At 49.0% G+C, this 26,449-nt stretch carries 19 protein-coding genes; 14 read left to right on the forward strand and 5 right to left on the reverse strand.

Annotated features, from left to right (window positions below; all coding sequences use genetic code 11):
• Positions 1–18 precede the first annotated feature (18 nt).
• The 3 genes from AC50X8_RS18460 to AC50X8_RS18470 all read right to left on the reverse strand — a co-directional run bounded on the left by AC50X8_RS18460 (position 19) and on the right by AC50X8_RS18470 (position 5,067).
• On the reverse strand, positions 19–1,395 hold the full coding sequence (locus tag AC50X8_RS18460; RefSeq protein ID WP_056036279.1) for an ABC transporter substrate-binding protein: 1,377 nt from the start codon (positions 1,393–1,395) through the stop codon (positions 19–21).
• Between the two features lie 365 nt (positions 1,396–1,760).
• Positions 1,761–3,503 carry a sensor histidine kinase gene (locus AC50X8_RS18465; RefSeq protein WP_494861365.1) on the reverse strand — a complete coding sequence of 581 codons (1,743 nt, stop codon included), beginning with the start codon at positions 3,501–3,503 and terminating at the stop codon, positions 1,761–1,763.
• Positions 3,504–3,510: 7 nt separating this feature from the next.
• Complete coding sequence (locus AC50X8_RS18470) at positions 3,511–5,067, reverse strand: helix-turn-helix domain-containing protein (protein WP_056036283.1); 1,557 nt, start codon at positions 5,065–5,067, stop codon at positions 3,511–3,513.
• A 431-nt stretch (positions 5,068–5,498) separates the two neighbouring features.
• Between AC50X8_RS18470 and AC50X8_RS18475 the strand changes: the two genes are divergently transcribed.
• The 9 genes from AC50X8_RS18475 (at position 5,499) to AC50X8_RS18515 (ending at position 14,232) form a co-directional block, all read left to right on the forward strand.
• On the forward strand, positions 5,499–6,179 hold the full coding sequence (locus AC50X8_RS18475; protein WP_056036285.1) for a Crp/Fnr family transcriptional regulator: 681 nt from the start codon (positions 5,499–5,501) through the stop codon (positions 6,177–6,179).
• Between the two features lie 30 nt (positions 6,180–6,209).
• Positions 6,210–7,049, forward strand: coding sequence for an ABC transporter ATP-binding protein (locus AC50X8_RS18480; RefSeq protein WP_056036287.1), 840 nt, complete (start codon positions 6,210–6,212; stop codon positions 7,047–7,049).
• 4 nt (positions 7,050–7,053) lie between these two features.
• Entirely contained in the window at positions 7,054–7,746 is a 693-nt protein-coding gene (locus tag AC50X8_RS18485; protein WP_235533173.1) for an ABC transporter permease, read from the forward strand.
• Positions 7,747–7,773: 27 nt separating this feature from the next.
• On the forward strand, positions 7,774–8,820 hold the full coding sequence (locus tag AC50X8_RS18490; protein WP_494880810.1) for an ABC transporter substrate-binding protein: 1,047 nt from the start codon (positions 7,774–7,776) through the stop codon (positions 8,818–8,820).
• Between the two features lie 7 nt (positions 8,821–8,827).
• Positions 8,828–9,766, forward strand: a complete 939-nt coding sequence (locus AC50X8_RS18495; RefSeq protein WP_494880812.1) for an MBL fold metallo-hydrolase — start codon at positions 8,828–8,830, stop codon at positions 9,764–9,766.
• Between the two features lie 322 nt (positions 9,767–10,088).
• Entirely contained in the window at positions 10,089–11,639 is a 1,551-nt protein-coding gene (locus AC50X8_RS18500; protein ID WP_494880814.1) for an SAM-dependent methyltransferase, read from the forward strand.
• Between the two features lie 63 nt (positions 11,640–11,702).
• Entirely contained in the window at positions 11,703–12,398 is a 696-nt protein-coding gene (locus AC50X8_RS18505) for a response regulator transcription factor (RefSeq protein ID WP_056036296.1), read from the forward strand.
• Positions 12,391–13,482 (forward strand): HAMP domain-containing sensor histidine kinase, encoded by a 1,092-nt coding sequence (locus AC50X8_RS18510; RefSeq protein WP_056036298.1) that lies wholly within the window; start codon positions 12,391–12,393, stop codon positions 13,480–13,482. Before AC50X8_RS18505 ends, AC50X8_RS18510 begins: the two co-directional genes overlap by 8 nt.
• A 195-nt stretch (positions 13,483–13,677) precedes the next feature.
• Positions 13,678–14,232 carry a VanZ family protein gene (locus tag AC50X8_RS18515; RefSeq protein WP_056036299.1) on the forward strand — a complete coding sequence of 185 codons (555 nt, stop codon included), beginning with the start codon at positions 13,678–13,680 and terminating at the stop codon, positions 14,230–14,232.
• Between the two features lie 74 nt (positions 14,233–14,306).
• Here AC50X8_RS18515 and AC50X8_RS18520 read toward each other — a convergent pair whose 3' ends face one another.
• Complete coding sequence (locus tag AC50X8_RS18520; protein WP_056036301.1) at positions 14,307–14,906, reverse strand: TetR/AcrR family transcriptional regulator; 600 nt, start codon at positions 14,904–14,906, stop codon at positions 14,307–14,309.
• A 228-nt stretch (positions 14,907–15,134) separates the two neighbouring features.
• Between AC50X8_RS18520 and AC50X8_RS18525 the strand changes: the two genes are divergently transcribed.
• Positions 15,135–16,655 (forward strand): DHA2 family efflux MFS transporter permease subunit, encoded by a 1,521-nt coding sequence (locus tag AC50X8_RS18525; RefSeq protein ID WP_056037024.1) that lies wholly within the window; start codon positions 15,135–15,137, stop codon positions 16,653–16,655.
• 108 nt (positions 16,656–16,763) lie between these two features.
• Here the strand turns inward: AC50X8_RS18525 and AC50X8_RS18530 are convergent, their stop codons facing one another.
• Positions 16,764–19,883, reverse strand: a complete 3,120-nt coding sequence (locus AC50X8_RS18530; protein ID WP_056036303.1) for a copper amine oxidase N-terminal domain-containing protein — start codon at positions 19,881–19,883, stop codon at positions 16,764–16,766.
• A 291-nt stretch (positions 19,884–20,174) separates the two neighbouring features.
• On the opposite strand from AC50X8_RS18530, the gene AC50X8_RS18535 reads away from it, so the two are divergent.
• The 4 genes from AC50X8_RS18535 (at position 20,175) to AC50X8_RS18550 (ending at position 26,420) form a co-directional block, all read left to right on the forward strand.
• Complete coding sequence (locus tag AC50X8_RS18535) at positions 20,175–21,548, forward strand: hemoblobin-interacting domain-containing protein (protein ID WP_494880816.1); 1,374 nt, start codon at positions 20,175–20,177, stop codon at positions 21,546–21,548.
• A gap of 98 nt (positions 21,549–21,646) precedes the next feature.
• Complete coding sequence (locus AC50X8_RS18540; RefSeq protein WP_494861347.1) at positions 21,647–23,263, forward strand: S-layer homology domain-containing protein; 1,617 nt, start codon at positions 21,647–21,649, stop codon at positions 23,261–23,263.
• A gap of 242 nt (positions 23,264–23,505) precedes the next feature.
• A complete protein-coding gene (locus AC50X8_RS18545; protein WP_494881092.1) occupies positions 23,506–25,287 on the forward strand; it encodes a sensor histidine kinase in 1,782 nt (593 codons plus the stop codon).
• Positions 25,284–26,420, forward strand: coding sequence for a response regulator (locus AC50X8_RS18550; protein WP_056036313.1), 1,137 nt, complete (start codon positions 25,284–25,286; stop codon positions 26,418–26,420). Before AC50X8_RS18545 ends, AC50X8_RS18550 begins: the two co-directional genes overlap by 4 nt.
• Positions 26,421–26,449 lie beyond the last annotated feature (29 nt).

Here is a 26,449-nt window from a genome sequence, read left to right on the forward strand (position 1 = left end):
CCCTCGTTTTCCCAAAATTTACTTGATGGTCGCGTCGGACGCTTTGTTTTTCGTTTCTTGGATGAACTTTTGCAGCGCGGAGTCGGCAGTGACCGATCCATCCTTCATCCATAGCGGGTACAGCGCGTTAAACACAGAGTCTACGACGGAATCGTATTTGGACTGTGCTTCGCCTTTCATATCTGGAACGATATTTTCGACGAAGTATTTCGCAAGATTTTGACCGCCGAAAAATTCATCATAAGGCCCCGGCGCGTCGATGAGCGCTTTTTGGGTTTCATAGAACGACTTGGAGCTGGTCATGTTGCCGAACGTCTTAAAGTTGAAGGCCGAGCCTTCATCGGACAAGTAAGCGTATTGGATAAATGCCCAAGCGGCCTCTTTAACTTTGCTGTCCTTGTAAATGCCGATCGCCGTTCCGCCGCGGGTGAATCCGCCTTCTGGCGCTTTGAGAAGACCCCAGCGTCCCGAACCGTCCGGATCGTTCGCGGATATATGCCATTTGGCTCCCCATGGCGCCATTGGATAGAACATGAACTCGCCTTTCGCCATGGAAGCAGACCAAGCTGGCGTCCACAGTTCATTTTTGCCGATAATGCCAGCGTCACGCATCTCAAACAAGCGGTTCAAAGGCTTTTGCAGCTTGCTCGTCAAATCGATTTCTGTGCCGTTTACGTAGGAAGCAAAATTCTGACCTTTCAAAGCGAGAAAGGCGTCGCCCAGACCAGGGAACATGAGCACCTTGTCAGCACTTTTCTCTTTAAGCTCCTTGCCGGCAGCGATGAAATCATCCCAAGTGGAAATCTTTTTCTCTAGCTCAGCTGGATCATCTGTGCCCCAGTATTGCTTCGCCAAATCTCTCCGGTAAGCGAAGCCAGCAGGCGTTAGCGATTGATCAACGGCAATGACTTCGCCCTTGGAATTAGAGACGTAAGGCACAACGTAATCTATAATGGTGCTTTTATCGAAGTTATAAGGCGCCGCTTCCAGATTGTCGAGCACACCAAGGTCAAACAGCTTGCCGCGGTAGGCCGACTCCCCAAGAATGACGTCCGGAACGTCAGAGCCGGAAGCGATACCGCTTTGCAGCTTCTGCAAGTAATCGTTCGGATTAACGACCGTTACTTCGACTTTGATGTTCGGATATTTTTTATTAAATTCTACGATCATGCCCTTCTGAAACGCTTCATCCCAATCCCAGACTTTAACGGTGCCGCTAATCTGTGTTGGATCTGTGCTGGCCGCAGTCGACGCCGCAGGAGCAGCAGTGCCTCCGTTGTTGCCAGTACCGTTGTCTCCAGTGGTGTTGTTGCCGCCGCAGGCTGCGAGCAGCCCAGTCAGCATCAGCACAGATACGAAACCGCCCACCCATTTGGCCTTCTTTTTGATGTTCATGTTGGTGAGTCCCCCTAAAATAATTTTGTAAGTGCTTACACTGCTATCGTAACTCAGGACCCTGTTAGGCGGTAATCAGCCAAAACGGTGATTTCGTATAAAATCCGGTGATCAAGTCGATTTCACCCGCGAAACGGCAGCTTTGCCGCCAGAGGGCAGCGTCAGCCGTTTACGCTTGAAATATAGGAAAGCATATGATTTTTCCATCCTTTCTCTATATTTCTCCGCGAAACGGAAGCTTTGCTGCCAGAGGACGGTGACAGCCGTTTACGCTTGAAATATAGGAAAGCATATGATTTTTCCATCCTTTCTCTATATTTCTCCGCGAAACGGTAGCTTTGCCGCCAAAGGACGGCTTCAGCCGTTTACGCTTGTTCCATCCAAGGAAGCTTAATTCGTATCAGGGTGCCCTCTCCCCATTCGCTAAATACTTCCAGCCGCGCCGAAGCGCCAAAATGGGTTTGCAGCCGCTCCTGAATGTTGGACAGACCGATTCCCCTCGTACGCTCAGGCTCTTGTCCCACCTGTCCTATTTGCATCCTCCAGCCTTCCTCGGGCACCGTCATGCCTTGCCCGTCGTCCTCCACTTCCAAAACAAGCTGTTCCCCTTCCCGGTAAGCCCGCACAATAATCGTGCCCTCTTCCAGATCCGACGGAATGATGCCGTGCACTATAGCGTTCTCCACGAGCGGCTGAAGCGCCAGCCGGGGAACCGAACGGTCAAGCAGCGTCTCATCCACCTCCCAGACGAGCCGGAATTGGCCGGGGTAACGCGTCTGCTGGATGACCGTATATTTGTCGATAATCCGCTTTTCTTCCGACAACGGCGCGCGCACAGCTCCCTCCCCCGTCTTGATCGTGTTTTGCAAAATAGAGATGAGCGCCTGCGTCACTTCGGCCGCTTCTGCTCCGCGATTGGCATGCGACAAGTAAATGACAGTGTTCAAGGAGTTGTACAGAAAATGCGGATTGATCTGGGCCATCAATAAATCGATTTGCATTTGCCGTTTCACCGTTTCATTCTGTACGGCAGTGTCCATCAGGCTTTTCAAGTCTCTAACCATCCGATTGAAGCCTGTGCCCAAAATTTCCAGCTCATCCCCGCTGCGGATTTGGACGCTTGTCCCAAGATCGCCGACCGCTACGCGCTTCATTGCATTTGTCAGCCGGATCAAAGGCTTCATCAGATTGACGATAATAGGCAGCATGACGATGAGCGTTACGATAATGGCGGTAATAATGATGATGATATAGAAAAAGAAAACGCGATTAATTTTCATAAATAATTTGCTCTTAGACAGCAAAGCCGCCTGTTTCCATCCCTGGCTCATCGCATCGTCGGTCAACACGATGGTGCGGGCGTCCTCCGCGAACGGCTGGCCGGAATGCAAGGTGCTCGCCATAAACGCCCGGTCTGCATCCGGCAGCTTCTCATTCGCTTCCAGCAGCAATGCGCCTGAGCCAGTGAACAGCTCGATTTGCTCGAAATCCTGCGCACTTTGCAAGAAGACGTTGGATAGTTCGGAATAGGCAATATCGATAACAAGATAGCTATCCGCCTCTAAGTCCTGCCCGATCGGACGGTATTTCAGCACGTAACTAAATACTTGGCGGTTGCCGCTAATAAAGAAGAAGGAGTGCGGCTCGCTATAGGCAGCGCGTGTATCTTTCATTTTCACAAACCAGTCCTGCTTCAAGTACTCGGAGAAATATTCCTCATATCCGCTATAATTCGAATAGGTTTCCTCGTTCGGTGCAACGATCACGACATTCAGAATAAAATTGCTGAGCGCCACGAACCGCCCGAGCTTTTCCTGTACGGCCTGCTTGCGAAAATAGTTCACCTCAATATCCTCGCTTGCTGGCGCGTTAATAAGGGCGGTTATCTCCTCGTCGGATACGATGTACTCTGCTGTCTTGACGACCTGCTCCTGAATTTTCTTCAACTGGAACGAAATTTGCGCGAGCTTCGTCCGGCTGTCCTTAATCGATTGCTCGCGAATAATGTCCTTTGCGTAGTCATAGATGAAGAAGCCGCTAAGAATAAGCGAAATGGAGACGACTAGAACGGTGCTGGCGATAATTTTGGTGCGTATCCTCATGCGCATTGCAAGTTCACCTGCGTTTCTCCATATATTCGAGCGGGGTCATGCCCGTCGTCTTGCGAAAGACTTGGCTGAAATACTGCCCATTGCGGAAGCCGACCCGGTCAGCGATTTCATACACCTTGAGATTCCCCTCTTCCAGCAGCTGCTTAGCCTTCTCCATCCGGATTTCTGTAAGCCGGTCGAGTGCCGTCTGGCCCGTCTCCAGCTTGAACAAGTGGCGGAAGTGGTCGCGCGAAATGCCGAGCTGCCTTGCAATCGCATCTGCATCGAGCTCGGGATCGCCGTAATGCCGTTCCATCTGCTCGAGTGCCTGGCGCACTTTACGGGACACCGCGGGCAGCCCGGATGTCGCTTCTGCAAGCGCATTTAACTCCGACAAAAACCAATCGCGAATCCCCGTAAGCGAGGTCCAATCGGCTGTTGTGCCGGGGCCATCTGCCCAAGCTTCTGCTAGAGAAGGCAGTCCGCAAGTGGAGCGATAGCGGTTCAATACGGCGACCAGCTGCCGGCACAGATCGGCGAAGCCAACCGCATCCTTTGCCGCCAAAGCTCGCGCGAACAAAGCCGAAATCTCCCGTGCTGCTGCTTCATATTGGTGGCCCGGCAGCAGTTCTTTCGTCTTCGCCAGGCCTTCTTCCCACTCCAAATGTATGGGGGCGTTCTCTTCTGCACGCGGAAGCTCGTTCAGCCGGAACAGGTGGCTAGGGGCATAGAATATGGCCTGCGACAGCCATTTCAAAGCTTCAGCCAGCTTTGCCGGAACGTCTGCCCGGTTTGGCAAACCGTAGGCCATCGCCATTGATGCAGAGCGGCCCGTCAACTGTTCTATCGTCCGGCGTGCCTCGACCGCCTTCTCCTCCAGCAGCTCTCGCATCTTGCCCTCACCCCTGCTGCTCTTATCCCCGTAAATAAGAACAAAGCAGCTTTCTAGAAAGGGGATCGCCGCTAGCAGGCTGGAATCTCCTGTATCGGGCCACTCTGTCGGCCATTCGGGTTTACCTATAGCCGTGCCGGGCAGCAGCGGAGTAATTCGGGCAGGCTCAAGCACCAGCAGATGAAGCCGGTCGAACGCTTCGCCCACCTCAGCCGTCGCCGTCCTCCACTGTGCGTCCGACAGAGGTCTCCCGCCGAGCCAATCAATGAGCAATCGGCCGCGATCATTTTTTCGGAGCCGCTTATCGCTCTCGATCTCTTCCCTTAAGCCGCCAAGCTCCCGCTTGACCGCTTCCGCATCCATCTCATGCTTAATCCAATAATTCGAGACGCCGAGCTTTAGCGCTTCCTTGGCGTACTCGAATTCCTTGTAGGAGGTGAGCAGCACGATTTTCAGCACCAGTCCCTCTGCCAGCAGCTCCCTGCTAAGCGCCAGCCCATCCTTTCCGGGCATGACGATATCCATAATGATCAGGTCCGGTCGGTGCTCCCGCGCCAATTTTACGACCTGCGACGGCTTATTCGCCGTGCAGACGATCTCATATCCGAGTTGCTGCCACGATATTAAATTTTTCATATGCTCGATCGCCAGCACTTCATCATCCACGAGCATCACTTTAACCCAGTTCATCTTTTCCTTGCCTCCATATTCTTAATACTTAAAATGAAGTTATCATTTTTTTGTGCCATGTAACTAAATACGACTGAGCCTGTCTCTTTCAAATTCTTTCTCTATGTAAAATAATTTCCTGTATGCCCTATTTCATTCATGGAGGGCTCGTAAATGACAGATAAATTAGAGGACTCAAGGTGCTCTTAGAAATAGACTAACTTTCGCCAAGTATACGACGAAAACCTGAATAATTGTATTTTTATATGACTGTTCCTCACTAACGTTGCGATCCAGACCTGATTGTAGACAGCTTTCTCACTCGTGCCGTTTGATACGGCTTATATTTTGTCGGCTAGCCGACTGTTTTTGTTTTGAACCATGGATTATAATTGCAAATACCGATAGGTAAACTTTGAATTCACCAACAGCTAGAGAAGGGTGGAACGACGATGGACCAAGAGGGTATGTCCTCCTATTGGGAAGGAAACGTAACGGATAGCGGTGAAGCCGAGCAACTCACGTTGGCAAAGCTCTTCCAGGAGTTTGGCTCTTCTCGTGTCATGAAGAAGAACTCCTTTATCTTCAGGAGCGAGGAAGAAAGTCAGGATATCTATTTTGTTCAGGACGGACTGGTGAAGATTTCGCAGTTTGCGCAAGAGGGCCAGAGCATCACCTTGTTCCTGAGGCACAAGGGCGAGGTGTTTGGTGCGGCCGAGGTGCTGACGGGGCAGAAGAGACAACGCTATGCGCGATGCATCACGGACAGCTGGATCCTCTCGATTCCGGCTTCCCAATTCACCAGCTTGCTGAAGAGACATCCAGATGCCCTCTATGCGCTAACGGTGGTCAACGCCCGTCGTCTGCTGCAGACACAGCGTTACGTTGAGACGCTCATCTCACGGCCGGTTGCTTGGAGGCTGGCTCAACTACTCATGCAGCTCGGAGTTCGTGTGGGGAAGGAGACGGTCGTCACGCTTTCGCTTACCCATGAGGAGATCTCCTATGTCATCGGCTGCAGCAGGCAGACGGTTACGGAGACATTGGGTCGATGGCGGGAGGAAGGCATCATTCGCTATGAGAGGAAAATGGTTGTCATTCACGATACCGACGAGTTCCAACAGCACTTGTAACGATGTGGAAAGCCATGGGGGGGCGGGAGCATGATCCAGGTAGAGGGAGTAGGTAAGACGTTCGCGCAACGGGGCAGAGCGGGCTATACTGCGTTGAAAGACATTGACTTCAAGATTGGAAAGGGAGAGTTCGTCTCCATCCTCGGTCCTTCCGGCTGCGGCAAGTCCACGCTGCTTAACCTGGTAGCAGGGCTGGAGCGGGCGGATTACGGCCGAGTAGAAGCGAATGGCAAGGAAGTCACGGCCCCAGGGCCTGATCGGATCGTCGTATTCCAAGACCATGCACTGTATCCTTGGCTTACCGTGCTGGAGAACGTCGCATTCGGTCTCAAGCAAAAGGGAATCAAAAAGAAGGAGCGCCGCGAGCGAGCCATGGAGCAGATCCGGGCTGTCCATTTGGGGAAGTTCGCGGACCGCTATCCTCATGAGCTGTCGGGTGGGATGAAGCAGAGGGTGGCAATAGCGCGGGCGCTCGTCATGGACCCAGAGATTCTGCTCATGGATGAGCCGTTTGCTGCACTGGACGAACAGACTAGGCTGCTGCTGCATAAGGAGCTGGAGCAAATATGGCTGAGCACGGGGAAGACCATTCTGTTCATCACGCATAACATCCGGGAGGCGGTCATACTGTCGGACAGAGTGCTCGTCATGTCTACCCGGCCGGGACGGATTAAGAAGGAGTTCCGCGTACAGGCGGCACGGCCGCGGGAGCCTGGCGATTCTCTTCTGCACCATATCGAGAGTCAGATTATGGATACATTGGCCGCTGAACTGGAGAAGGTGGCGAAGGAGGAATATGGCAATGACTACACTCTGGAGAAAAGCCCTCTTTCTCATTCTACTGCTAATAATCTGGGAGACGGCATATAGGACGATGCATTGGGGCTGGCGCTTTCCATCGGCGCTGCAGACGGTGCAGACATTCTACGATGGGATGGCAAATGGGCAGCTACTCGAAGCGACGCTTAGCAGCTTGAGGCGAATCCTCATCGCGTTCGTCCTCTCGTGCGGCATCGGCATGACACTCGGCGTCTTGTTCGCTCGGAGCCGGCTGCTGGACGAGACGTTCGGATTTGTCGTCGTCGCTTTGCAGACGGTGCCGAGCATCGCTTGGTTACCTTTCGCTATCATATGGTTCGGGCTGAACGACTTCGCCGTATTGTTCATCACGACGATTGGGGCGACGTGGACGATGACGATTGCGAGTCGGAGTGGGATCAAGAACATTCCTTCAATCTATCTGAAGTCGGCGCAGATGTTTGGAACAGGTCGCGGGTTCCGACTCTTTTACCAAGTGATGATTCCCGCGGCTATACCACAGCTCATTACGGGCATGCGTATGGCCTGGGCGTTCGCCTGGCGGGCACTCGTCTCCGGTGAGCTCATTGCGCGCGGCATCGGCTTGGGGCAGCTGTTGGAGGAGGGGCGAAGCCTCGGCGACACCTCTCTTATGCTCTGCATCGTACTCGTGATCGCGATTCTCGGTACGATCTCCGACCACCTCGTCTTCAAGCGCATAGAGGAGCGGATCTGGACCCAGTACGGTCTGAATACGGCCAAAACGTAAGCTTAACTAGGAAAAGGGGAATGATGCATGTTTAGAAAAGCGGCTTATTCGAGTCTTATGATCGTCTTGATTCTGACTCTGCTTTCCGGCTGCGGGACCTCTGGCTCGGGAAGCAATGGAAGCTCCAAATCGGTCGACCCCATTACGGTGCGGATCGGCTTGCTCAAGAACGTGACCCATGCTCCGGCTTTCGTAGCGATCAAGAAGGGCTATTTGCAAGACCGTCTCGGCGCTAATGTGAAGATCGAGGTACAGGGTTTTAACAACGGCTCCGACTTCTCGACTGCAATGGCGACAGGCCAGATTGACATCGGGTACGTCGGCCCAAGCCCGATAATCAACCAATATATAAGGAGCAAGAACATCAAGATTCTGTCAGGAGCGAACAACGGCGGCGCCGTGCTAGTGACGAGGAAGGGCTCAGGCGTGACGAGCGTCAAGGACTTGTCGGGCAAGCTGGTTGCCATCCCGACAAAGGGGAGCACGAATGAGATCTCTCTGCGTCTGCTTCTTCAGGAGCAGGGCCTGAAGGTGTCCACGGATAAGAGCGGGGTTCAGCTTATTGCGATGGCTCCGGCAGATACGCTGACGGCCATGAAGCAAGGCCAGGTAGACGCGGCGCTATTGCCGGAGCCATGGGGGACGCTGATCGCGAACGAAGGCATCGGTAATATCGCCGTTGATTGGGATCAAATTCCGCCGAACAAGGGGAATTATCCACTTACGATTATCGTAACTAGTGACGACTTCCTGAAGGATCATCGGAATTTGGCCAAATCCGTTCTTCTGGCCAACGAGGACGCAATTAAGTTTATCAAGGAAAGTCCCAGCGACACGTATTCTCTCGTTAGCGATGAGTTGAAGGAACTGACGGGCAAGGGCTTGGATGCCGAATTGATCAAGGCCACACTGTCTCATCTAAATCTGACGATGAACATCGACCAAGATTCCTTGAAGCTAATGGCGCAGGTAGCCGTCGATGCCGGCTATATCAAGGGAGTCGAAGCAGATGGCCTGGATCTGGCAGGCTTGTACGATCTGTCGCTGCTGAAGGAGATACAGGAAGGCAAATAAAACGAAGATGAGAGGGCTGACAGCGATGTATATCCAGCCACAAATGAATTTGAGGCCAGACTACCACCCAGATCTGACCGTCGTTCTGCTCGGGACAGGTTCTCCCCGTGCCTTCTATGGGCGAGCGAAGCCCGGAGCCGCGGTGCTCGCGGGAGACAAGACGTTCCTCGTTGATTGCGGGGGCTCTACGGTGGACCAACTAATCAAAGCGGGCATCATGCCTCAACGGATATCCGATGTCCTGTTTACCCATCACCATTACGATCATAACGGAGGATTTTTCGACGTGTTCATCACGAGTTGGCGCACGCATATTACCGCAGAACGTGTCTTCGAAGGTCGTTCAGTGCCCATGCAAGTGTACGGACCAGAGACGACGAAGGCGATCATTGGTAAAATGCGGGAGTCCTTCGAGTTCGACGTCAAGCTCCGAATTAGTTACAATCTGTCGGATGAAGCGGGCTCGCTAATCGAATATACGGAATGCAACGAGGGTGTTATCTACGACAAGGAGGGCATCCGAATTACCGCCTTCGAGGTGGACCATCGCCCTGTCTATCCGGCTATCGCCTACAAGTTCGAGTATAACGGCAAGACGGTCGTTATATCAGGCGATACGATTCCGGTGGCCAATATGGAGAAACAAGCGACTGGGGCAGATCTGCTCGTTCACGAAGCGTACAACAAGTCGTGGCTTGACGCCCTGATCGCGCAATACCCGAATCACGAGAAGGCGCTGTCAAACCCTGCGAAGTATCATACGACGACGCTGGAAGCGGCTGCAATCGCGCAACGGGCGGGAGTCAAGCATCTCGTGCTCACGCATCATATTCCCGCACCAGCGGCGAATCCAGAGGCCGAGCAAGCGTATATCGAGGGGATGGCTGGAATTTACGCCGGCCCGATCACAGTAGGTCGCGACCTGATGGTCTTCGACTTAAAGTAGCTGACAAAGGGCACCCCTTCCGGGTGCCCTTCTATTTTGTTTTAAGTGACATACATGTCAAGAAGTATAAAGGGACGATGTATCTCAAGATTGAAGATTTAAAGAAAGTCGGACTTATTGAATCTGATTAAGTAATTCCGTTTCATTAATTATTAGGGCGCCGATTTGGGCGTCCTTTTTTGTATGGCAGTCGGACTCTTGACGGTTGAAACGGCGTATTTGATTGGGATGTGCTATCATAAAAAGGGATATTATGAAAATAAGTAATGTGCAGGCGGGCAAGATGGCATGCAATCACTTTCAGAAGGCAGGATTCGTTTAAATGACTGTTAATCATACACAACGCTATCGTTTTAGTGAAGCGCCTATATGGCATATTCAAAGGGAATATTTTGAAGAAGAAGGCATGAAGGCTTGGAACAATGATCAAGTCCCTCAATATATAACGAGTAATCCCATGATTGCGGCGGCCTATGCCGAAATGATATTTGGGCTGCTTCAGGATCGGGCAAATAAGGGAAACGGCTCAGAGCCTGTGTTTATTGTAGAGCTCGGGGCGGGAGCAGGCCGTCTCGCCTATCATGTGCTGCATGAGCTATGCCAGCTGAGAGACTATGCGGGGATATCCCTGCCCCCTTTCCGCTATATTATGACCGATTTGGCTATGAAAAATGTTCTAGCCTGGCAGCAGCATCCTGCCCTGCAAGCTTTTATCGCTGAAGGCTTGCTTGATTTTGCACGATTTGATGCGGTTCATGATACGGCATTAAGCCTCGCCCAGTCAGACACAATCATTAGAGAACAGGACTTAGAGCAACCATTAGTCATTGTCGCCAACTATTTTTTTGACAGCATTCCACAAGAATTAATCTATGTAGGCGACGGGCAAATTTATGAAGCGGATGTTTTTGTCGAATATCCTGAAAATCGGGATGCCCTTAAACCAGCCGAACTATTAGATCAAATCGCTTTGCATTATGAGCACAGGCGGGCACCCGAGTATGAGCAAGACGACTATCCTTACCGTGATGTCATTGCCGTATATCAGGAACAGCTGGAGGATTCGCATATATTATTTCCTGCCGCGGGTTTAACCTGCTTGGAGCGCTTGAATCGGTTGTCCCAGGCAGGCTTTCTATTAATAACTGCTGACAAGGGCGACCACCTGCTCGATAACTGGAAATTTGCCGAGCCGCCGGAGCTGTTTTTGCATGGCAGCTTCTCCTTAACCGCCAACTACCATGCGATTCAGCATGTGTTTGAGCAAAGAGGAGCCCAGGCGTTATTTCCCCCGCATCATTATAAAAATATAAATGTCGGCTGCATTCTCCATATGGATCAACCGATGGCCTACTCAAATACGAGACTAGCCTACCGCCGATTTGTCGAGCGCTTTGGTCCAGACGAGTTTTTCAGCATGAAAATGTGGGTTGACCGCCATCTTGCCAGCATGGAGCTGCAACCATTATTGAGCTTTTGGCGTTTGGGTGGATATGATGCGGAATTTTTCATTCAGAGCACGAAGCAAATAGCCAGCCTGCTGCCGGATGCGAATGATGAAGAAATGCAGGACCTGCTAAGAGGCATTCAGCTAATGTGGTCGTCGTATTACGTCATGGAGCAGCGCTATGACTTGGCACTTGATGCTGGCTTGCTGCTGTTTGAGATGGAAATGTACGAGGAGTCCAAGCATTTTCTAGAAATATCGGTGCAGCAAGAACAAGATGAGGTCGTTTCAACCGTATTTTATTGTCTCGCTATCAGCTGCTTTGAGCTGGAGTTGGACGAGCAGGCATTGAGCTATATTCAGCAATTTCTGGAGCTGGAGCCGGGTCATGAAGAGGCATTGGCTTTGTTAAGCCGATTTGAGTAGAAAGCGTATGGCTTCACTTGTTGTTCATTACTTTTAGGCATAGACAGTTAGGGGTGACTGGATTTGAGGCGTATTACGATTTTGGTCGCAGACGATGAGGTGGAGATCGCGGATCTGGTCGCCTTGCACCTGCAAAAGGAAGGTTATTACATTATAAAAGCAGCCGACGGGAAGGCAGCCATGCAAGCTGTGCAATCGCAAACGATCGATTTGGCTATTTTGGATATTATGATGCCGGAAATGGACGGGTACGAGGTCACACGTAAAATTCGGGAGCAATACCATCTGCCGATTATTTTCTTAAGTGCCAAAACCTCGGACCTCGATAAAATCACAGGGCTGGTTATGGGCGCTGACGATTACATGACCAAGCCCTTCAATCCAATGGAGCTGGTGGCACGTGTCAATTCGCAGCTTCGCCGGTCGCTGCAATTCAATCAGCCAGCCGTCATGAATAAAGCGGTGCTGGAGCTAGGCGGACTCGTGATTTCACCCGATCAGCATAAAATCACCTTGTACGGCGAGGACGTCGAATTAACGCCGAAGGAGTTCGACATTCTTTATTTGCTGGCGAGCCACCCGAAACAGGTGTTTAGCGCGGAAAGCATTTTTAAACAGGTATGGGGCGAAGCCTACTATGAGAGCGGCAATACGGTGATGGTCCATATCCGTACACTGCGCAAAAAACTGGGAGAAGATACGACCAAGCGTAAATTCATCAAGACGATCTGGGGCGTGGGGTACACGTTTAATGATTAAAAGCAGACGAAGCTTTCGGACTACGATGATTATGCTGCTGGGCTTAAGCATGCTTTTGTCCGGTGCGATTACGTATGGCATTTATAAAATGCTGCAGCTCTATTACGTCGACGTTCGCGAGGGCGATCGATTGGCTCTGTACCGGAGGATGATGAGGGAGGTCGGGGACATTTATGTGTTCCTCATTCTTTTTATCCCGCTGGCTATTGTTTTTTTCTTCTGGTTTACGAAGCGTTATGGGACGTATTTCAATGAAATTTCCAAAGGAATCCGCCATCTGGCTAATGGGGAATTTGATAATCGGGTACATATTTCCTCAAACGATGAGTTTAACAGCATTGCGGAGGATTTGAATTTGGCCAGCGAAAAGCTGCAAGCGGCGGTCGAAAAAGGGGATTTTGCCGAAAATAGCAAGGATCAGCTGGTTGTGAATTTGGCCCATGATCTACGCACGCCGCTTACCTCGATATTGGGGTATTTGGATTTGATCGTGAAGGACAATCAGCTAACCGATGAGCAGATCAAGCATTACACTACGATTGCCTTCAATAAATCACAGCGTCTGGAGAAGCTGATTGATGGACTATTCGATATTACCCGCATGAACTATGGCAAGCTGCCGGTTCAGAAAGAGCACATTGATCTCAGCGAGCTGCTCAGGCAGCTGAATGAGGAGCTATATCCTGTTTTTGAGAAAAATCGTGTAATTTCCCGAATCGATGTGGCTCCCGAGCTTTATATTTATGGTGACGGGGAGCTGCTGGCCCGTGTATTCGAGAACTTGTTGACGAATGCGGCCAGGCATGGCAAAGAAGGCTTATATGTAGATATGAATGGGCATATCGATACCGGGCATGTGGTCATTCAAGTCGTCAATTATGGAGGGGAGATTCCGCCAGAAGATTTGCCGCATATTTTCGAAATGTATTATACGGGCGACCGCTCACGGGCGCATCAAGAGGGCGGCACGGGCTTAGGCCTGTTCATTGCCAGAAATATTGTAGAGCAGCATGAGGGAACTCTTAAGGCCGAGAGCAATGTGGTGCGGACGGTATTTGAAGTGCGATTGCCTGTGCGCTCATAATTTAAGAAAAACTTTAAATTTGCCCCACTTTTTTTTAACTAGTTTTCTCTATCCTAGAAGTATAAGGCAAGAGGAGGACGCGTTAATGACGAGGTGGGGCATTTTTATATGCTTGGTTCTGCTGGGCTATGCAGCGACGGACAGAGAGCTTTATAAATAGAACGGCGAGATTGTGACGGTGAAGGAGGAAGCCATTTGGAACAGACGGCAAATAAGACAAATAAGTGGGAACTTTTTATAGGAGCGGCGTTTATCGTATATCTGTTTTTATTATTTAAAATCATTTTGCTCAAATGGAACTTCATTAGTCTCGATGCTTTATGGTATCATTTCAAAACGTTTCTGCACCACCCGTACCTCATTTACGAGCGCCAAGCGAACTTCAAGCTATTCGATGAGATTTCAAGAGATATAGGAGATATAAATGGATTATCGATTTCAGGCTCTATTTTATTTTCGAATCTAATTGGCAATACGCTGGCCTTTATTCCGCTTGGTATTTTTATGGCGGAGCTCATCCAATCTAAAAGGGCATTATGTATAAAAGTAGTGATGCTTTCCTTTCTGCTAAGCTTATTTTTCGAATCGACTCAATTTTTTCTAGGCATCGGCATCTTTGATGTGGACGACTTGCTGTTAAACACGGTTGGCGGCATGATGGGGTACATTGCTTGGAAAATAGTCAAGGTTGGCGTGAAAGTGCTCCAGCCCACAACGGCGAGAGGAATAAAGAGAACTTCTCATACATGAGTTTGAAGGCCGGGAACCTAGTGAGGGTTCCCGGCCTTTCTCGCGTCTTATCTGAATGAATAAGGATTGGTGTTCTACGAGCTGTCTGCATTAGATTTGAATGGCACCATAAGCAAAAGCTGTTTGGCAAGGAAGGCAGGCGTATAGGGCATATCGTTGCGCAGCCATATAACGATCGTGCCAAGAAAGGCAGAGGAGCCATACCAGGCTGCAATATCATTCGGAATTTGGGGCGTGATGGTTTTGGATGAGGCATTATGATTGCCAATTTTACTTTTAATAAATTCCATCATCAGCACAGAAAGGCGCTCCGTGAATATGGGCAGACGTCTGGAGCCGAGCATGATTTTGTAAGACGCTGAATGATCGGCAAAATGCTGAATAAGCCTGACCAGCTCGGGCCATTCATCCTTAGCGGTACTGGATTGATCGGCCACATCTTCTAGCAGCTTTCGAATGTGCGTGGTCATGTTGTCCGCCATCTGATTCAACATATCCGGGATATCCCTGTAATGAAGATAGAAGGTAACCCGATTGATGGTCGCCCGCTCCGCGAGTCGATTCACCGTGATTTTCTCTAAATCATACTCTTGAATTAACTGGAGAAAAGCATCTCGAATCAGTTGGCGTGTGCGTATAACGCGCGGATCCATTTTTGAAGATTTTGTTGTCATGCGAATACCGGTCCTTTCTACTTTCAGAATAATCGTCTATACGACAGGATGGAATGAATTTGTAGATTATTACGAAGTAAAACTACATATCGTACATATTTGTAAACTATTAAACAGTATTGAAAAAGGTGTCGCTTGTAATCATAAAACGAGACGCCTATAATCTTTTACATTAAGTAAATTATACTACAGACTGTCAATTAGTTGAAGTCGAAAGGATTGAGTAAGATTAGTACAAACACTGTTTTTGACAGCAGCTCAATTAAGAAAGGTCCCTTGTTGTTTGTTTTAATCGTAGGGGCATTTGTCGCGGTATTGAATCAGACCATTATGAGTGTCGCGCTTCCCCATCTAATGGTCGAATTTTCGATTGAGGCTTCCGTCGCTCAATGGCTCACCACCGGGTATATGCTGGTAAATGGCGTTCTCATTCCGATTACGGCCTATCTTATGCAGCGTTTTACGACACGCGAGCTTTTTCAATCAGCCATGGTTATCTTTCTCGGAGGAACCATATTGGCGGCGATGGCGAATTCATTTGAAATATTGCTCGTTGGACGGCTCATTCAAGCGGCTGGCGCCGGCATTATTATGCCGTTATTGATGAATGTCATTCTTACCATCTTCCCTCCGGACAAACGCGGGGTTGCCATGGGAGTCGTTGGTTTAGCGATTGTTTTTGCACCTGCTGTTGGACCTGCTATCACGGGTTATGTCATGGAGGAATACAGCTGGCGCACGATGTTCCAGGCGATTATTCCTGTTGCTGCTTTGGTCATTATTCTTGCTCATTTTTATTTGAAAAATGTAGCTGAACGGTTGTTCCCTAAGCTCGACGTATGGGGAATGATCTTCTCGACCATCGGTTTTGGTATGGTCATTTATGGATTCAGTAAGGCGGGCAGCCTAGGCTGGTCCAACACAGAAGTTGTAGTTTCACTTACAGTGGGTATTGTTTCCTTGGCCGTGTTTACGTGGCAGCAGCTGCGAGCCAAAAGTCCGCTGCTGGATCTCAGAGCGTTCAAATATAATATGTTTTCTTTAACGACCATTATTAATATCGCCGTCACTATGGTGATGTATGCTGATATGATGCTGCTTCCTCTCTATTTGCAAAATGCACGCGGATATACGGCATTGGAGTCGGGCATGCTTATGCTGCCGGGAGCCCTGCTTATGGCTCTCATGATGCCAGTGTCCGGGAAGCTATTTGACCGCTTTGGTGCAAAGTGGTTGTCGATCGTGGGTATGATTATAACAATCGGGACTACGATTGGATTTGTGAATTTGACGGACTCCACCAGCTATAACTACTTGCTGCTGATGTCTACGGGACGACGGATCGGTATGGCTCTCTTCCTAATGCCAATTACTACTGCGGGTCTGAATCAGCTTCCAGCGAGACTGAATGCGCACGGAACAGCTATCTCTAATACGATTAAGCAAGTGGCTGGCGCGATTGGTACCTCCTTGCTCGTAACCGTCATGACGTCGAGCACCAAAACCCATCTGACGGATACGATGGTGACTAGCGGCACACAGACGGCTTCCAAGGAAATGATGGTACATGCGAACATTCAAGGTATTAATGATGCTTATCTTGTTATTGTTGGAATTGGCGTTATTGGACTTGTGCTTTCTTTCTTTATAAAAAGTGTCAAGCAAGGTGAAGAGGAAGGCGTTAAAATGCCTGCAAGCAATAAAGTGCCAGCTGGAATCGGGCATGCTAAAAAATTAAAAAACAGCTAATAAAAGAGATGCTCTTCCTATTGGTGAGATGCATGTCATGCAAAAAAAGGCCGGGACCCCATTGAGGGGCTCCCGGCCTTTTTTGCGTACATCTTGATTCTATTAAATTTAAACTCCTGTAGGCTGGTCAGGAGTTGGTGTTGTTGGTGCTGTTGGTGTCGCTGGTGGGGTAGCTGGCGTTGGAAACAGAACAGCTGCCGAAGGATCGGACAACGCATTCGCACCGCTTTTGGCTACCGAAAGCACATACACCCGATAATTGGTGTCGTAAGCGAGTGGCTGACCACTAGCATCCGATGTGTTTTTGTTTATTGTTAGTATGGCTTCAGCTGGCGATGGTGTGTAAATGCTGGATGCACTTGCCGAGGCTAGGTTAAAGCTGCCAGCATCTGCTTCTTTAACGATAAACACGCGGTATTGCGAGATATTTCGCTCATCAGCCGGTTTCGTGAAGGATACTTGAATATCCTGGCCGCTCGCGAGCAGGGTTGCATTAACCGCTGTTGCTGCCGCTGCTGGAGGCAGCGGTACAGGAAGTGTAATAGTCGCAGAGGCAGAAGACAGTGCATTGGTGCCTGCCGAGCTGCCGCCGCCAACGGACAATACAAACACTTGATAGCTGACGCCGGCTTGGATGAACTCTCCGCCTGTGTCGCGTGTATTGCGAGTAAGCACTTTGCTCGGTGTATCGGTTTTATTGACTGCCGTAAAATAATCAGGCAAAGTAATCCGATTCGCTGCATTCAGGTCAAAACCGCCAGCATTCGCACTTTTGACGATGAAAATACGGTAATGGTCGATATTGCTTTCGTCCGAAGCTTTTGTAAAATCGACTTTGATATCTTGACCGCCATTGTATTCAGCTGCAACCACATTGGCTGCCGCAGATACACCTTTAGCTGCTAGCGTAATTGCTGCTGAACCGAGGGACAGTGCATTGGTGCCTGCCGAGCTGCCGCCGCCAACGGACAATACAAATACTTGATAGCTGATGCCATTTTGAATAAGGTCGCCGTTAACGTCCCGCGCAGTTGCAGCAAGCACTTGGCTAATATTTCCGCCTGTCTTAGCTACTGTCGTGTAGTTATTGGCGTTGCTCACAGCGTTAGCCGCTGCTAGATTAAAGCTGCCCGCATTAGCAGTCTTAACGACGAAAATACGGTATTGGTTCAGGTTGGTCTCATCGGCTGCTTTGGTAAAAGCAACAAGCAAATCTTGACCGTTGTTAAGCTCGTTTACGTCGCTGACAGCAACATTGGCTGCTGCTGTTACAGCGCTAGCTGACAGGATAATCGGAACTGAGCTGCCAGACAGAGCATTGTTGCTAGTCGAGCTTCCGTTGCCGACGGACAAGACGAATACCTGATAGCTGACTCCGTTCTGGATGAGCACGCCATTAACGTCACGCGCTGTCGCAGGCAATACTTGATTAATATTTCCGCCTGTTTTGGAAACGGTCGTATAATAGCTGGAATTTGTAATATTGTTTGCTGCAGCCAGATTGAAGCTGCTTGCATTTGCCGTCCTAACGACGAAGATGCGGTAATGGTTCAAGCTGCTCTCGTCGCTAGCTCTAGTGAAGGAAACGCGCAAATCCTGTCCATTGTTATAGTCGCTCACGTCGCTTACGCCTACATTGGTTACACTGCTGACTCCTGTGCTATAAAGCGCAATACTGGAGGAAGCGGTGGACAAGGTGCTGGAATAGGAGGAGCTGTTATTCGTAACACCCATTACAAACACACGGTAGGCAACGCCATTCATAATGGAATTTCCCTTCACATCTCTTGCGCTGGAAGAGAGAATTTGGCTGTAGCTGCTGCTTCCCGTTCTAGAAACATCGGTATATCTTCCCGACGCTACGTTATTCGCCTCTGTTAAATTAAAGTTGCCGTAATCAGCCTCTCTTACTACGAAAATCCGGTAATAGCTAATCCGGGACTCATCCGATGCCCGATTAAAATTAACGCGCAAATCGCGGCCATCTCCATAGTTGCTGACATCGGCTACGCTCGTAATCGTCGGATTAAATCCGGAAGAAGAGCCAAGTGTCACAGACGAAGAAGCCGAAGACAAGGTATTAGCAGTAGTACCTGCGCTGCTGCTCATGGAAAGGACATAAGCGGTATAGGCAACGCCATTTTTAATATATTCACCCGAAGTGTCCCTTGCCGAGGAGCTGAAGCCTGTACTCATCGTACTGCTGCCCGTTTTGGAAACCGTCGTGTAATAGGAGCTATTAAGCGTATTGGCTGCTGCCAAATCAAATTTGGAAGCATTGGCGGTCTTCACAATGATCACCCGGTAGCTGGAAATGTTGCTTTCATTGGAAGCCCGTGTAAAGCTGACCGAGAGGTCACGGCCGTCGCCGAAGTCGCTAACATCGCTAATGCGTACATTCGAAGCAGCGTCTACTGTCGATTTGACGCTCAGCGTAATGGAGGCAGAAGGGCTGGATAGCGCGTAACGATCGTTATTGCCAACAGTCAAAATAAAAACTTTATAAGGCAGATTAGAACGAAGCAACGCCCCGTCTGTATCTCTTGTTTGAGCCGTTAGTACATTGTTTTGGTATGCGGACGATGTAGGAAGCGCCGTATAATTCGTACCGCCTACAATTTGCGCCTTAGCCAAATTAAAGGAAGACGCTTTGTCTGCCGGAACGACGAGTATGCGGTAGCTGTTCACATTCGTCATATCGGTTGGAGGTGTGAAATTAACCTGCAAATCTCTTCCGTCTCCATTTTGGCTAACTGTGGACACACTCACCGAGGTGGCTGCGCCAATACTTACGGATGCAGATGTTGTAATGCGTACACTTCTTGTTTTCGCATCCCATTTCACATCCTCGCCAAGCGATTCGCTGACGAAGCGGACAGGAACGACGGTTCTGCCTTTAATGGAACGGGCAGGGGCGTCCAGTGTAACGGTTGTATTGTTAATCGTAGCCGTTCTGGCACCCAGTTTAAGAACAACGGTTGTATCGCCCTTCGTAGCGGTTACCGTTTTGGTTTTTTGACTCCATAATACTTTGGCATCTAAAGCTTCAAAAATCCCGCGCAAGGGCACAAAGGTGCTGCCCGAAATAATAATAGCGGGTTGATCAGTTTGCAGCACTTGTCCATCGATATAAATTTTAATATCGGTTGTTGCTGCCTGCGCTACAGGCTGAAGTAACACAAAAAACAGCGTTGCAAAAGCAGCTAGAGCGGAAACCATTTTTCTCATAACGTTCATATCCCCTCTGGATCGTTCTTCCATCATTTTCTGGATCGATAATAAGACGAAGCAAGAAGGGTAAAAGTTTCTACTTATTCATATTTTGTTCATAAAAATCTGGCGCCTAGGATAAAAGGGGGGACGAGAGATTTGAAATGGGTCAATTAGAGGAGGTCTTTTGTCGGAGTTTGTCATTTTGCTGTCATTGGGGTGGATTATACTTAGCTGGAATAGTGGGCAGGAAGGTTGCTCATTGAAAGACATGCCGAATACGAGAATGTACAGGGGAGTGAAAGATTCATGTTAAAAGGTTGGTTTAAAGTAAAAGCGCAAGGGAAATCTAGCTTCACCGTGTTGTCTATGATGTTGGCGCTAGTCGTAGCGCTGTCTGTTCTGCCAAGCACGGCTTTGGCTGCTCCAACTCCGGTTTCGGTGAGCCCGAATCTCAGTACAGTTGCCTTGGAGACAAACAGAGGAATCGTTACACAAGGTAAAGTGAAAGTGACGGGCCTTTTTAATTCGAATAGTACAGTTGTATGGTCGACCTATGGAAAGGCAAGTGCAGAGGTGGTGCCTGAAACAGGGACATCGTTCAGCACGATTGCGGGTGCTTATAGTTATAACCTGAACTATAATCCTTTTGTACCGGCTGCTGCTGGCGATATCCTTTCTATCGTTGAAGTAGATGCTCAAAGCGGAGAGGTTGTAGGCTACACTTCGCTAGCGGTTGGAGCTAATCATGTTGGTACGGTGGCTCCTATGGTCGATCGGAACTATGTTTTCCCTGGAATACAAGCTGGTTATAATCAATTTTTGCAGGGTGCCAATTTTTACGATACACCCAATGGAGTAACGCTTAGCAACTTCATAAGCTCTGATACCGCTATAGCTTCTGCAAGTCCAAATGGTTGGTATTTTTATATTAATGGGGTTAGCACAGGTACGGCTACTATAAGCTTTGATGCCGCAGACAATCTGACAGGGGATAAAATAAGAACAACAATGCCTGTTTCGGTTGTGACATTTCGCCAGCCATATCTAAATAATAATGAAGATTACTATTTTACTGGAAAAGCCTTAACGATTTCCGTTAATCCTCCAACTGCACAATGGGCGCCGGACTCTATTGAAGTAAATGGAGTGACTGTGTCAAGCGAAAGCTATACTTATACACCTGGGGTCTTTGGTCAAATTGACGGCGAAATTGTGCTGCAAGCCAGCGTGCTGTCAGAAGGTGAAAATAAAATCGTTGTGAAGACCTATGATACGATAGATGGGGTGTACGAAACTACTCTTCATCAATCCGAGCATTCCTACTATATGAGCGAGCCTCTTATTGATAGGGCGAGCGGCGGACTAACCGCATCCGTCAAATTCGTAAGAAACATCACTAACAATAGTTATAATGATCAAGCAACCGTTATTTTTCAGCTTATGAACGGCGATGTGCCAGTGGATACCGTTTCTGTTACGACTGACAGGCTGAATGGCTATCAGACAAATCGCGCACATTTCAATTTAGCGGATGCGGCAACAAATCCGAACTACTCGGTCCGTGCTTTTCTCATTACAGGAGACAATGCCGATCCTAGCAACCTAGGCTATAATCTTGTAACAGAAGTGGATACGACAGAGTTTGAGCAGCGTTACCAAGAATGGCGCAACTGGGATTGATAGTGGGCTTATATTTCACCCTCGAAACATTAGCTTAGCCGCGAGAGGACAGCTTTAGCCGTTTACGCTTAATTGAATAGAAAAGAGGTATGTCTGAAGTGAGAATACGTACATGGAGCTTAACTCTAATCATTGGTCTATGCCTATCGCTGTTTCCCATCTCCTTATGGGCTGCTGTCTCGGTCAATCCGGTGACAGGCAGCATCCATCCTGGCAGCCAAATTAATATCACAGGAACCTCAGACCTGTCCGAGGTCATTATTAAAGTGTACCGTCCTGACCGCAGCATTCTATATTTTAATGTGGCCAAGGTTAGCAATGGCACATACAGCGACACCATTACCCTTGGTGCTAATGAAGTGGTCGGAACGTATGAGATTAACGTTGGACAAGCTGACCAGATTTCATCCACCAATGTAGTGGTAACGACAAGCACAACGACGGCTGCCCCTGTGGCAAATCCGGCGAGTGGAGCCGTTGCAGCGGGTACAAACGTGACGCTGAGCAGCTCGACAGCTGGCGCGGCTATTTACTACACGACGAATGGCAGCAACCCAACCACAAGCAGCACCTTGTACAGTGGACCGATTGTCGTGAGCAGCGCGCTGACGATTAAAGCTATCGCTGTTGCCAACGGCAAAGCAAATAGCGAAGTGATGAGCGCAAGCTACACGATTTCAGCCTCAACTGGCGGCGGTGGCGCTGTTGGTGGCGGCGGTTCGACGACTGTGCCTAGCACGGACAAAGTTATCTCAACGAATGGTAATCTGACGCTTCCAGTTGGCAAAGCGGGCGAGGTAAGCTTGAATAGCGAAGTCATCGTCTCGATTCCAGCTAATGCGACAGCGAAAGAATTAATCATCTCCATTACCAAATTGCAAAATGTACAAGGCCTGCTCACAAATAAGGAAACACTGGCTAGCTCCGTCTTTGAAATTTTGAAAAATTTCACGGAAAACTTCAGCAATCCTGTTACATTGACGTTTACTTTCAACAAAGCAAGTCTGAAGAGCAACCAGAAGGCTTCTGTGTTCTATTTTGACGAAGTGAAGAAAACATGGGTAGAAGTCGGTGGAACGGTTAGCGGCAACCAGATTACGGTAGCGGTCGACCATTTCACTAAATATGCGGTTATGGCTGTAGCTCAACCTATTGTCGATCCTATAAATCCAGCTCAGGAATTCAATGATATTTTCGGCCACTGGGCAGAAGCAAATATCAAGAAAGCAATTGGCGCAGGCATTGTCAGCGGATATCCGGACGGCAGCTTTAAGCCGAATGCAACAGTAACGCGTGCGGAGTTTGCAGTAATGCTGATGAACACGTTGAAGCCGGAAGAAGAAGGCGCGGCACTTACCTTCACTGACACGGCGACAATTGGTGCATGGGCGCAAAAAGCAATTGCGCAAGCGGTACAAGCTGGCATTACGAAAGGCTACGCTGATGGCGCATTCCATCCGAATGCTCAAATTACGCGAGCGGAAATGACAGCTATGCTGGCAAACGCAGCAGGTATTCCTGCTGATGAGAATGCGGCAACTGGTTTTGCAGATGATAAGGACATCCCAGCATGGGCGAAAAGCGGCGTGGCTTATGCGAAGCAAGCCGGCATTGTACAAGGGAAAGGCGATAATCAATTCGCGCCTCAAGCCTATACAACAAGAGCGGAAGCGGTAACGGTATTGCTGAATATTTTGGCGCTGCAAAGCAAATAAGGCAATAAACCATTTATCAAAAGAAGAAAGCAGTCCCTGCTCAAGGGGCTGCTTTTCTGCTGAAATGGCCCTGTTTTTCGCCATATTAGGAAATCCAGTCCATTCATAGGCTGGTCCGTTCGCGGACTGGTTCTTTTTTATATTTTTTTTCCTAGTCTTCTGATAAGATATGAAAGGCATCATAAAAGAATAATCTGCTACGGGGGCACTCAGCCATGCATAACAACTTATATTTATCCGCCATGCTCTTGGCAGTCACTTGCTGTTCCCTAATCATCTGCTATCTTTGCTTCAAAAGAAGAGAGCTTCCCATTGCCATTAGCTATGGATTAGGAATGTTGACGGGTACTTTTTATACTTTCGGCTACGCCTTTGAAATCGTCAGCAATTCTTTGGAGGATATCCGGTTTTGGCTGCATATTGAATACATCGGTATTCCATTTGGCACGATATTGTGGTTCATTATGGTATTGCAGTATACCGGACGACAGGCACTTGTCACCAAAAAACTCGTCATTCTTCTTCTCTTTATTCCCTTCATTAATTTTCTAGCCCACCATACGAATGAGTGGCATCACCTCTTTTATACAAGCATGACTTTAGATCGTTCAGAAGGCTTTCCGCTGGTTGTTTTGGAAAAAGGGCCTTTCTACAAGCTTCATGTCGCATACGCTTATTCTTTTTTTGTCATTGGCATGATCCTCTTGATTCAAATGTTCTTTAAATCGGCTTCGCGGATGAAAAAACAAATTGCGCTTATGTTTATTGGCTCGTGGGGTCCATACGGCTTCACTCTCGTTTATTTAAGCGGCATTCTTAACATGCCGTATGATATTTCTCCATTTGGTTTTCTAGTCTCCGGCATATTTTACATGTGGGGCATTTACCAGTTTAATATGCTGCGATTGGCACCTCTGGCACTGCAAAAGGTATTTGCCTCCATGCAGGATGCCGTAATGATCTTCGATCTGGATCATACGCTCACGAGCTTTAATGAATCTGCCAAAAAAGTGATAACAGGCCTTCACAATAGCTGGATTGGGCAGCCGGCCGCTTACATATTCGCACAATATCCCACTCTACTTGAGAAAATAGCTCGAGGCCCCACTATTGCTCCTAAAGTGCGGCTTGCTCGGGAGGGTGATGAACGGTTTTATAATCTTCATCTCTCCTTTATTCTTGATAATCGGCTCAGACCCGCTGGCCAGATCCTATTGTTAAGCGATGTAACCGAAAGCGTCCGCAACGAGGAACGGCTGCAGGAAAATGCAAAACAGCTCCAGGAGCTCAATACGTTCAAGGATAAAATGTTCAGCGTAGTAGCCCATGATATCCGTGATCCGCTTGCGGTATCGCTGAATCTGATGGAGCTAATGGAGGATGAGCTGCTGGACTACGGGGGCAAGCACGATGAAATCGTTCAGGAGATGGGCCAGCAAATTCAGAAGACGTTTGCTCTCGTAGAAAGCTTGCTCGAATGGTTTCGCAGCCAGCGGGGCGGGATGGTGTTTAATCCGGTGGTGCGGGATCTTGCCCAGACGGTACAGCTGAATGCGCGTCTCTTGCAGGTACGCAGTGAAAGCAAAAGCATCCGTATTATTTCCGAGATTCCACAGGAAACGTTTATTTTTGCCGATAAGGAAATGCTTGATCTCATTATTCGCAATTTGCTGTCCAATGCGATTAAGTTTACGGATTACGGAGGCAGCATTCGTTTAAAAGCAGAGCTTGTGGAGGGCAAAATGGTCGTATCGGTCAGCGATACAGGCGCGGGAGTGCCAACGGAGCAGGTGGATTCACTATTGCAGCAGGATGCTTATCCTGTGCCTTCCATAGGAACCGCGGGCGAGCGCGGCGTAGGATTAGGCCTTACTTTATGCCGGGAATTCGTCCACTTGAACGGGGGCGAGATTTGGTTCGACACGGCGCCCCAACAGGGGAGTACATTTTATTTTTCATTGCCTCTACCTCCATTAGCACCAGCTTACCCCCATGAACAGTCAGAAAGGAGAGGGACAGGATGAAGGTCATCATCATCGATGACGAACTGGCGATGCACCTGATTATGAGCAGAATGCTGGGCAAAATCGACGAAGTCGAGATCATGGGCAGCTTTCAGGAGACGGCTGCAGCCTTCGCTTTTTTGCAACAGCAGGAGATTGATATGATCTTTATGGACATTAGCATGCCGAAGGAGAGCGGGCTGGAGTTTGCTCAGCGGTTACGGGAGCAGGGCAGGCAGACGAAGCTGGTGTTTGTAACCTCGCATAAGGAATATGCGCTGCCTGCGTTCGGCGTCTACGCTTACGACTATATGGTAAAGCCCGTCGTACAGGAAAGGCTTAGACAGACTATTCTCAAAGCGTTATCCGAAGGTACTCCCGCTATGCCGGCGGAGGAACAGAAGGCTGCCCCGACCAAAGTGCTGTTCAATTGTCTCGGTAGAATGGAAATCCGCAGTGCCCGTGATGAAATTATAAAATGGAAGACGAGCAAAAGCGCCGAGCTATTCGCCTATTTATCGCTGCAAAAAGGCCGTCTCGTTTCAAGGGCGCGGCTGATTGAGGATATTTTTGGCGGCATGCCCCGAAAAAATGCGGAAAGCTATTTAAACACAACTGCTTACCAGCTGCGCAAGCTTCTTGAAGCTAATGGACTTAAGGGCAGCCTGCACTCCGACGGTATTCATTATGGCCTGAATTTGAATGAGGCGCGCTTCGATATGTTCAGCTTTGAAGAGGGCTGCAAGCAAATGGCACTCGTTCTTGACGAGAATATCGGGCGGGCGCTTGAGCTGGAGCAGCTTTATGTCGGGGATTTGTTTGGAGATCGCGCCTATCCGTGGGCATGGAGCGAGATCGAACGGTTCTCGCAAATGTATATCGCTCTCTCCCAGAGGCTGTGCAGCGCCTTGCTGCTTAGAGGAGATACAGCAACAGCAATTCGACTGCTCGCTAAGCAGTCTGCTATAAACGAGCTGGATGAAGAGACCATAAAGCTGCTGATGCGCGCCCACGCTCTCCAGAAAAACAAAGAAGCGTTAGTCCAGCAATACATGAAATTTGTAGACATGCTGCATCATGAGATGGGTGTCGGTCCATCGCTTGAGATAACCGTACTCTATGAGCAGCTGCTGCGGGAACTGAATACTTACTGAAAGTAGAGCACAAAGAGGATATATAAAGA

Source organism: Paenibacillus sp. JT22N15 (assembly GCF_059383755.1).

What these genes read in the sequence shown, in the direction of transcription:
- AC50X8_RS18495 (WP_494880812.1), top strand. Translation starts at nt 8,828, where the DNA reads ATGAGAGGGCTGACAGCGATGTATATCCAGCCACAAATGAATTTGAGG.
- AC50X8_RS18510 (WP_056036298.1), top strand. Translation starts at nt 12,391, where the DNA reads ATGATTAAAAGCAGACGAAGCTTTCGGACTACGATGATTATGCTGCTG.
- AC50X8_RS18490 (WP_494880810.1), top strand. Translation starts at nt 7,774, where the DNA reads ATGTTTAGAAAAGCGGCTTATTCGAGTCTTATGATCGTCTTGATTCTG.
- AC50X8_RS18485 (WP_235533173.1), top strand. Translation starts at nt 7,054, where the DNA reads ATGCATTGGGGCTGGCGCTTTCCATCGGCGCTGCAGACGGTGCAGACA.
- AC50X8_RS18470 (WP_056036283.1), bottom strand. Translation starts at nt 5,067, where the DNA reads ATGAACTGGGTTAAAGTGATGCTCGTGGATGATGAAGTGCTGGCGATC.
- AC50X8_RS18460 (WP_056036279.1), bottom strand. Translation starts at nt 1,395, where the DNA reads ATGAACATCAAAAAGAAGGCCAAATGGGTGGGCGGTTTCGTATCTGTG.
- AC50X8_RS18480 (WP_056036287.1), top strand. Translation starts at nt 6,210, where the DNA reads ATGATCCAGGTAGAGGGAGTAGGTAAGACGTTCGCGCAACGGGGCAGA.
- AC50X8_RS18500 (WP_494880814.1), top strand. Translation starts at nt 10,089, where the DNA reads ATGACTGTTAATCATACACAACGCTATCGTTTTAGTGAAGCGCCTATA.
- AC50X8_RS18475 (WP_056036285.1), top strand. Translation starts at nt 5,499, where the DNA reads ATGGACCAAGAGGGTATGTCCTCCTATTGGGAAGGAAACGTAACGGAT.
- AC50X8_RS18520 (WP_056036301.1), bottom strand. Translation starts at nt 14,906, where the DNA reads ATGACAACAAAATCTTCAAAAATGGATCCGCGCGTTATACGCACACGC.
- AC50X8_RS18550 (WP_056036313.1), top strand. Translation starts at nt 25,284, where the DNA reads ATGAAGGTCATCATCATCGATGACGAACTGGCGATGCACCTGATTATG.
- AC50X8_RS18545 (WP_494881092.1), top strand. Translation starts at nt 23,506, where the DNA reads ATGCTCTTGGCAGTCACTTGCTGTTCCCTAATCATCTGCTATCTTTGC.
- AC50X8_RS18465 (WP_494861365.1), bottom strand. Translation starts at nt 3,503, where the DNA reads ATGCGCATGAGGATACGCACCAAAATTATCGCCAGCACCGTTCTAGTC.
- AC50X8_RS18530 (WP_056036303.1), bottom strand. Translation starts at nt 19,883, where the DNA reads ATGAGAAAAATGGTTTCCGCTCTAGCTGCTTTTGCAACGCTGTTTTTT.
- AC50X8_RS18535 (WP_494880816.1), top strand. Translation starts at nt 20,175, where the DNA reads ATGTTAAAAGGTTGGTTTAAAGTAAAAGCGCAAGGGAAATCTAGCTTC.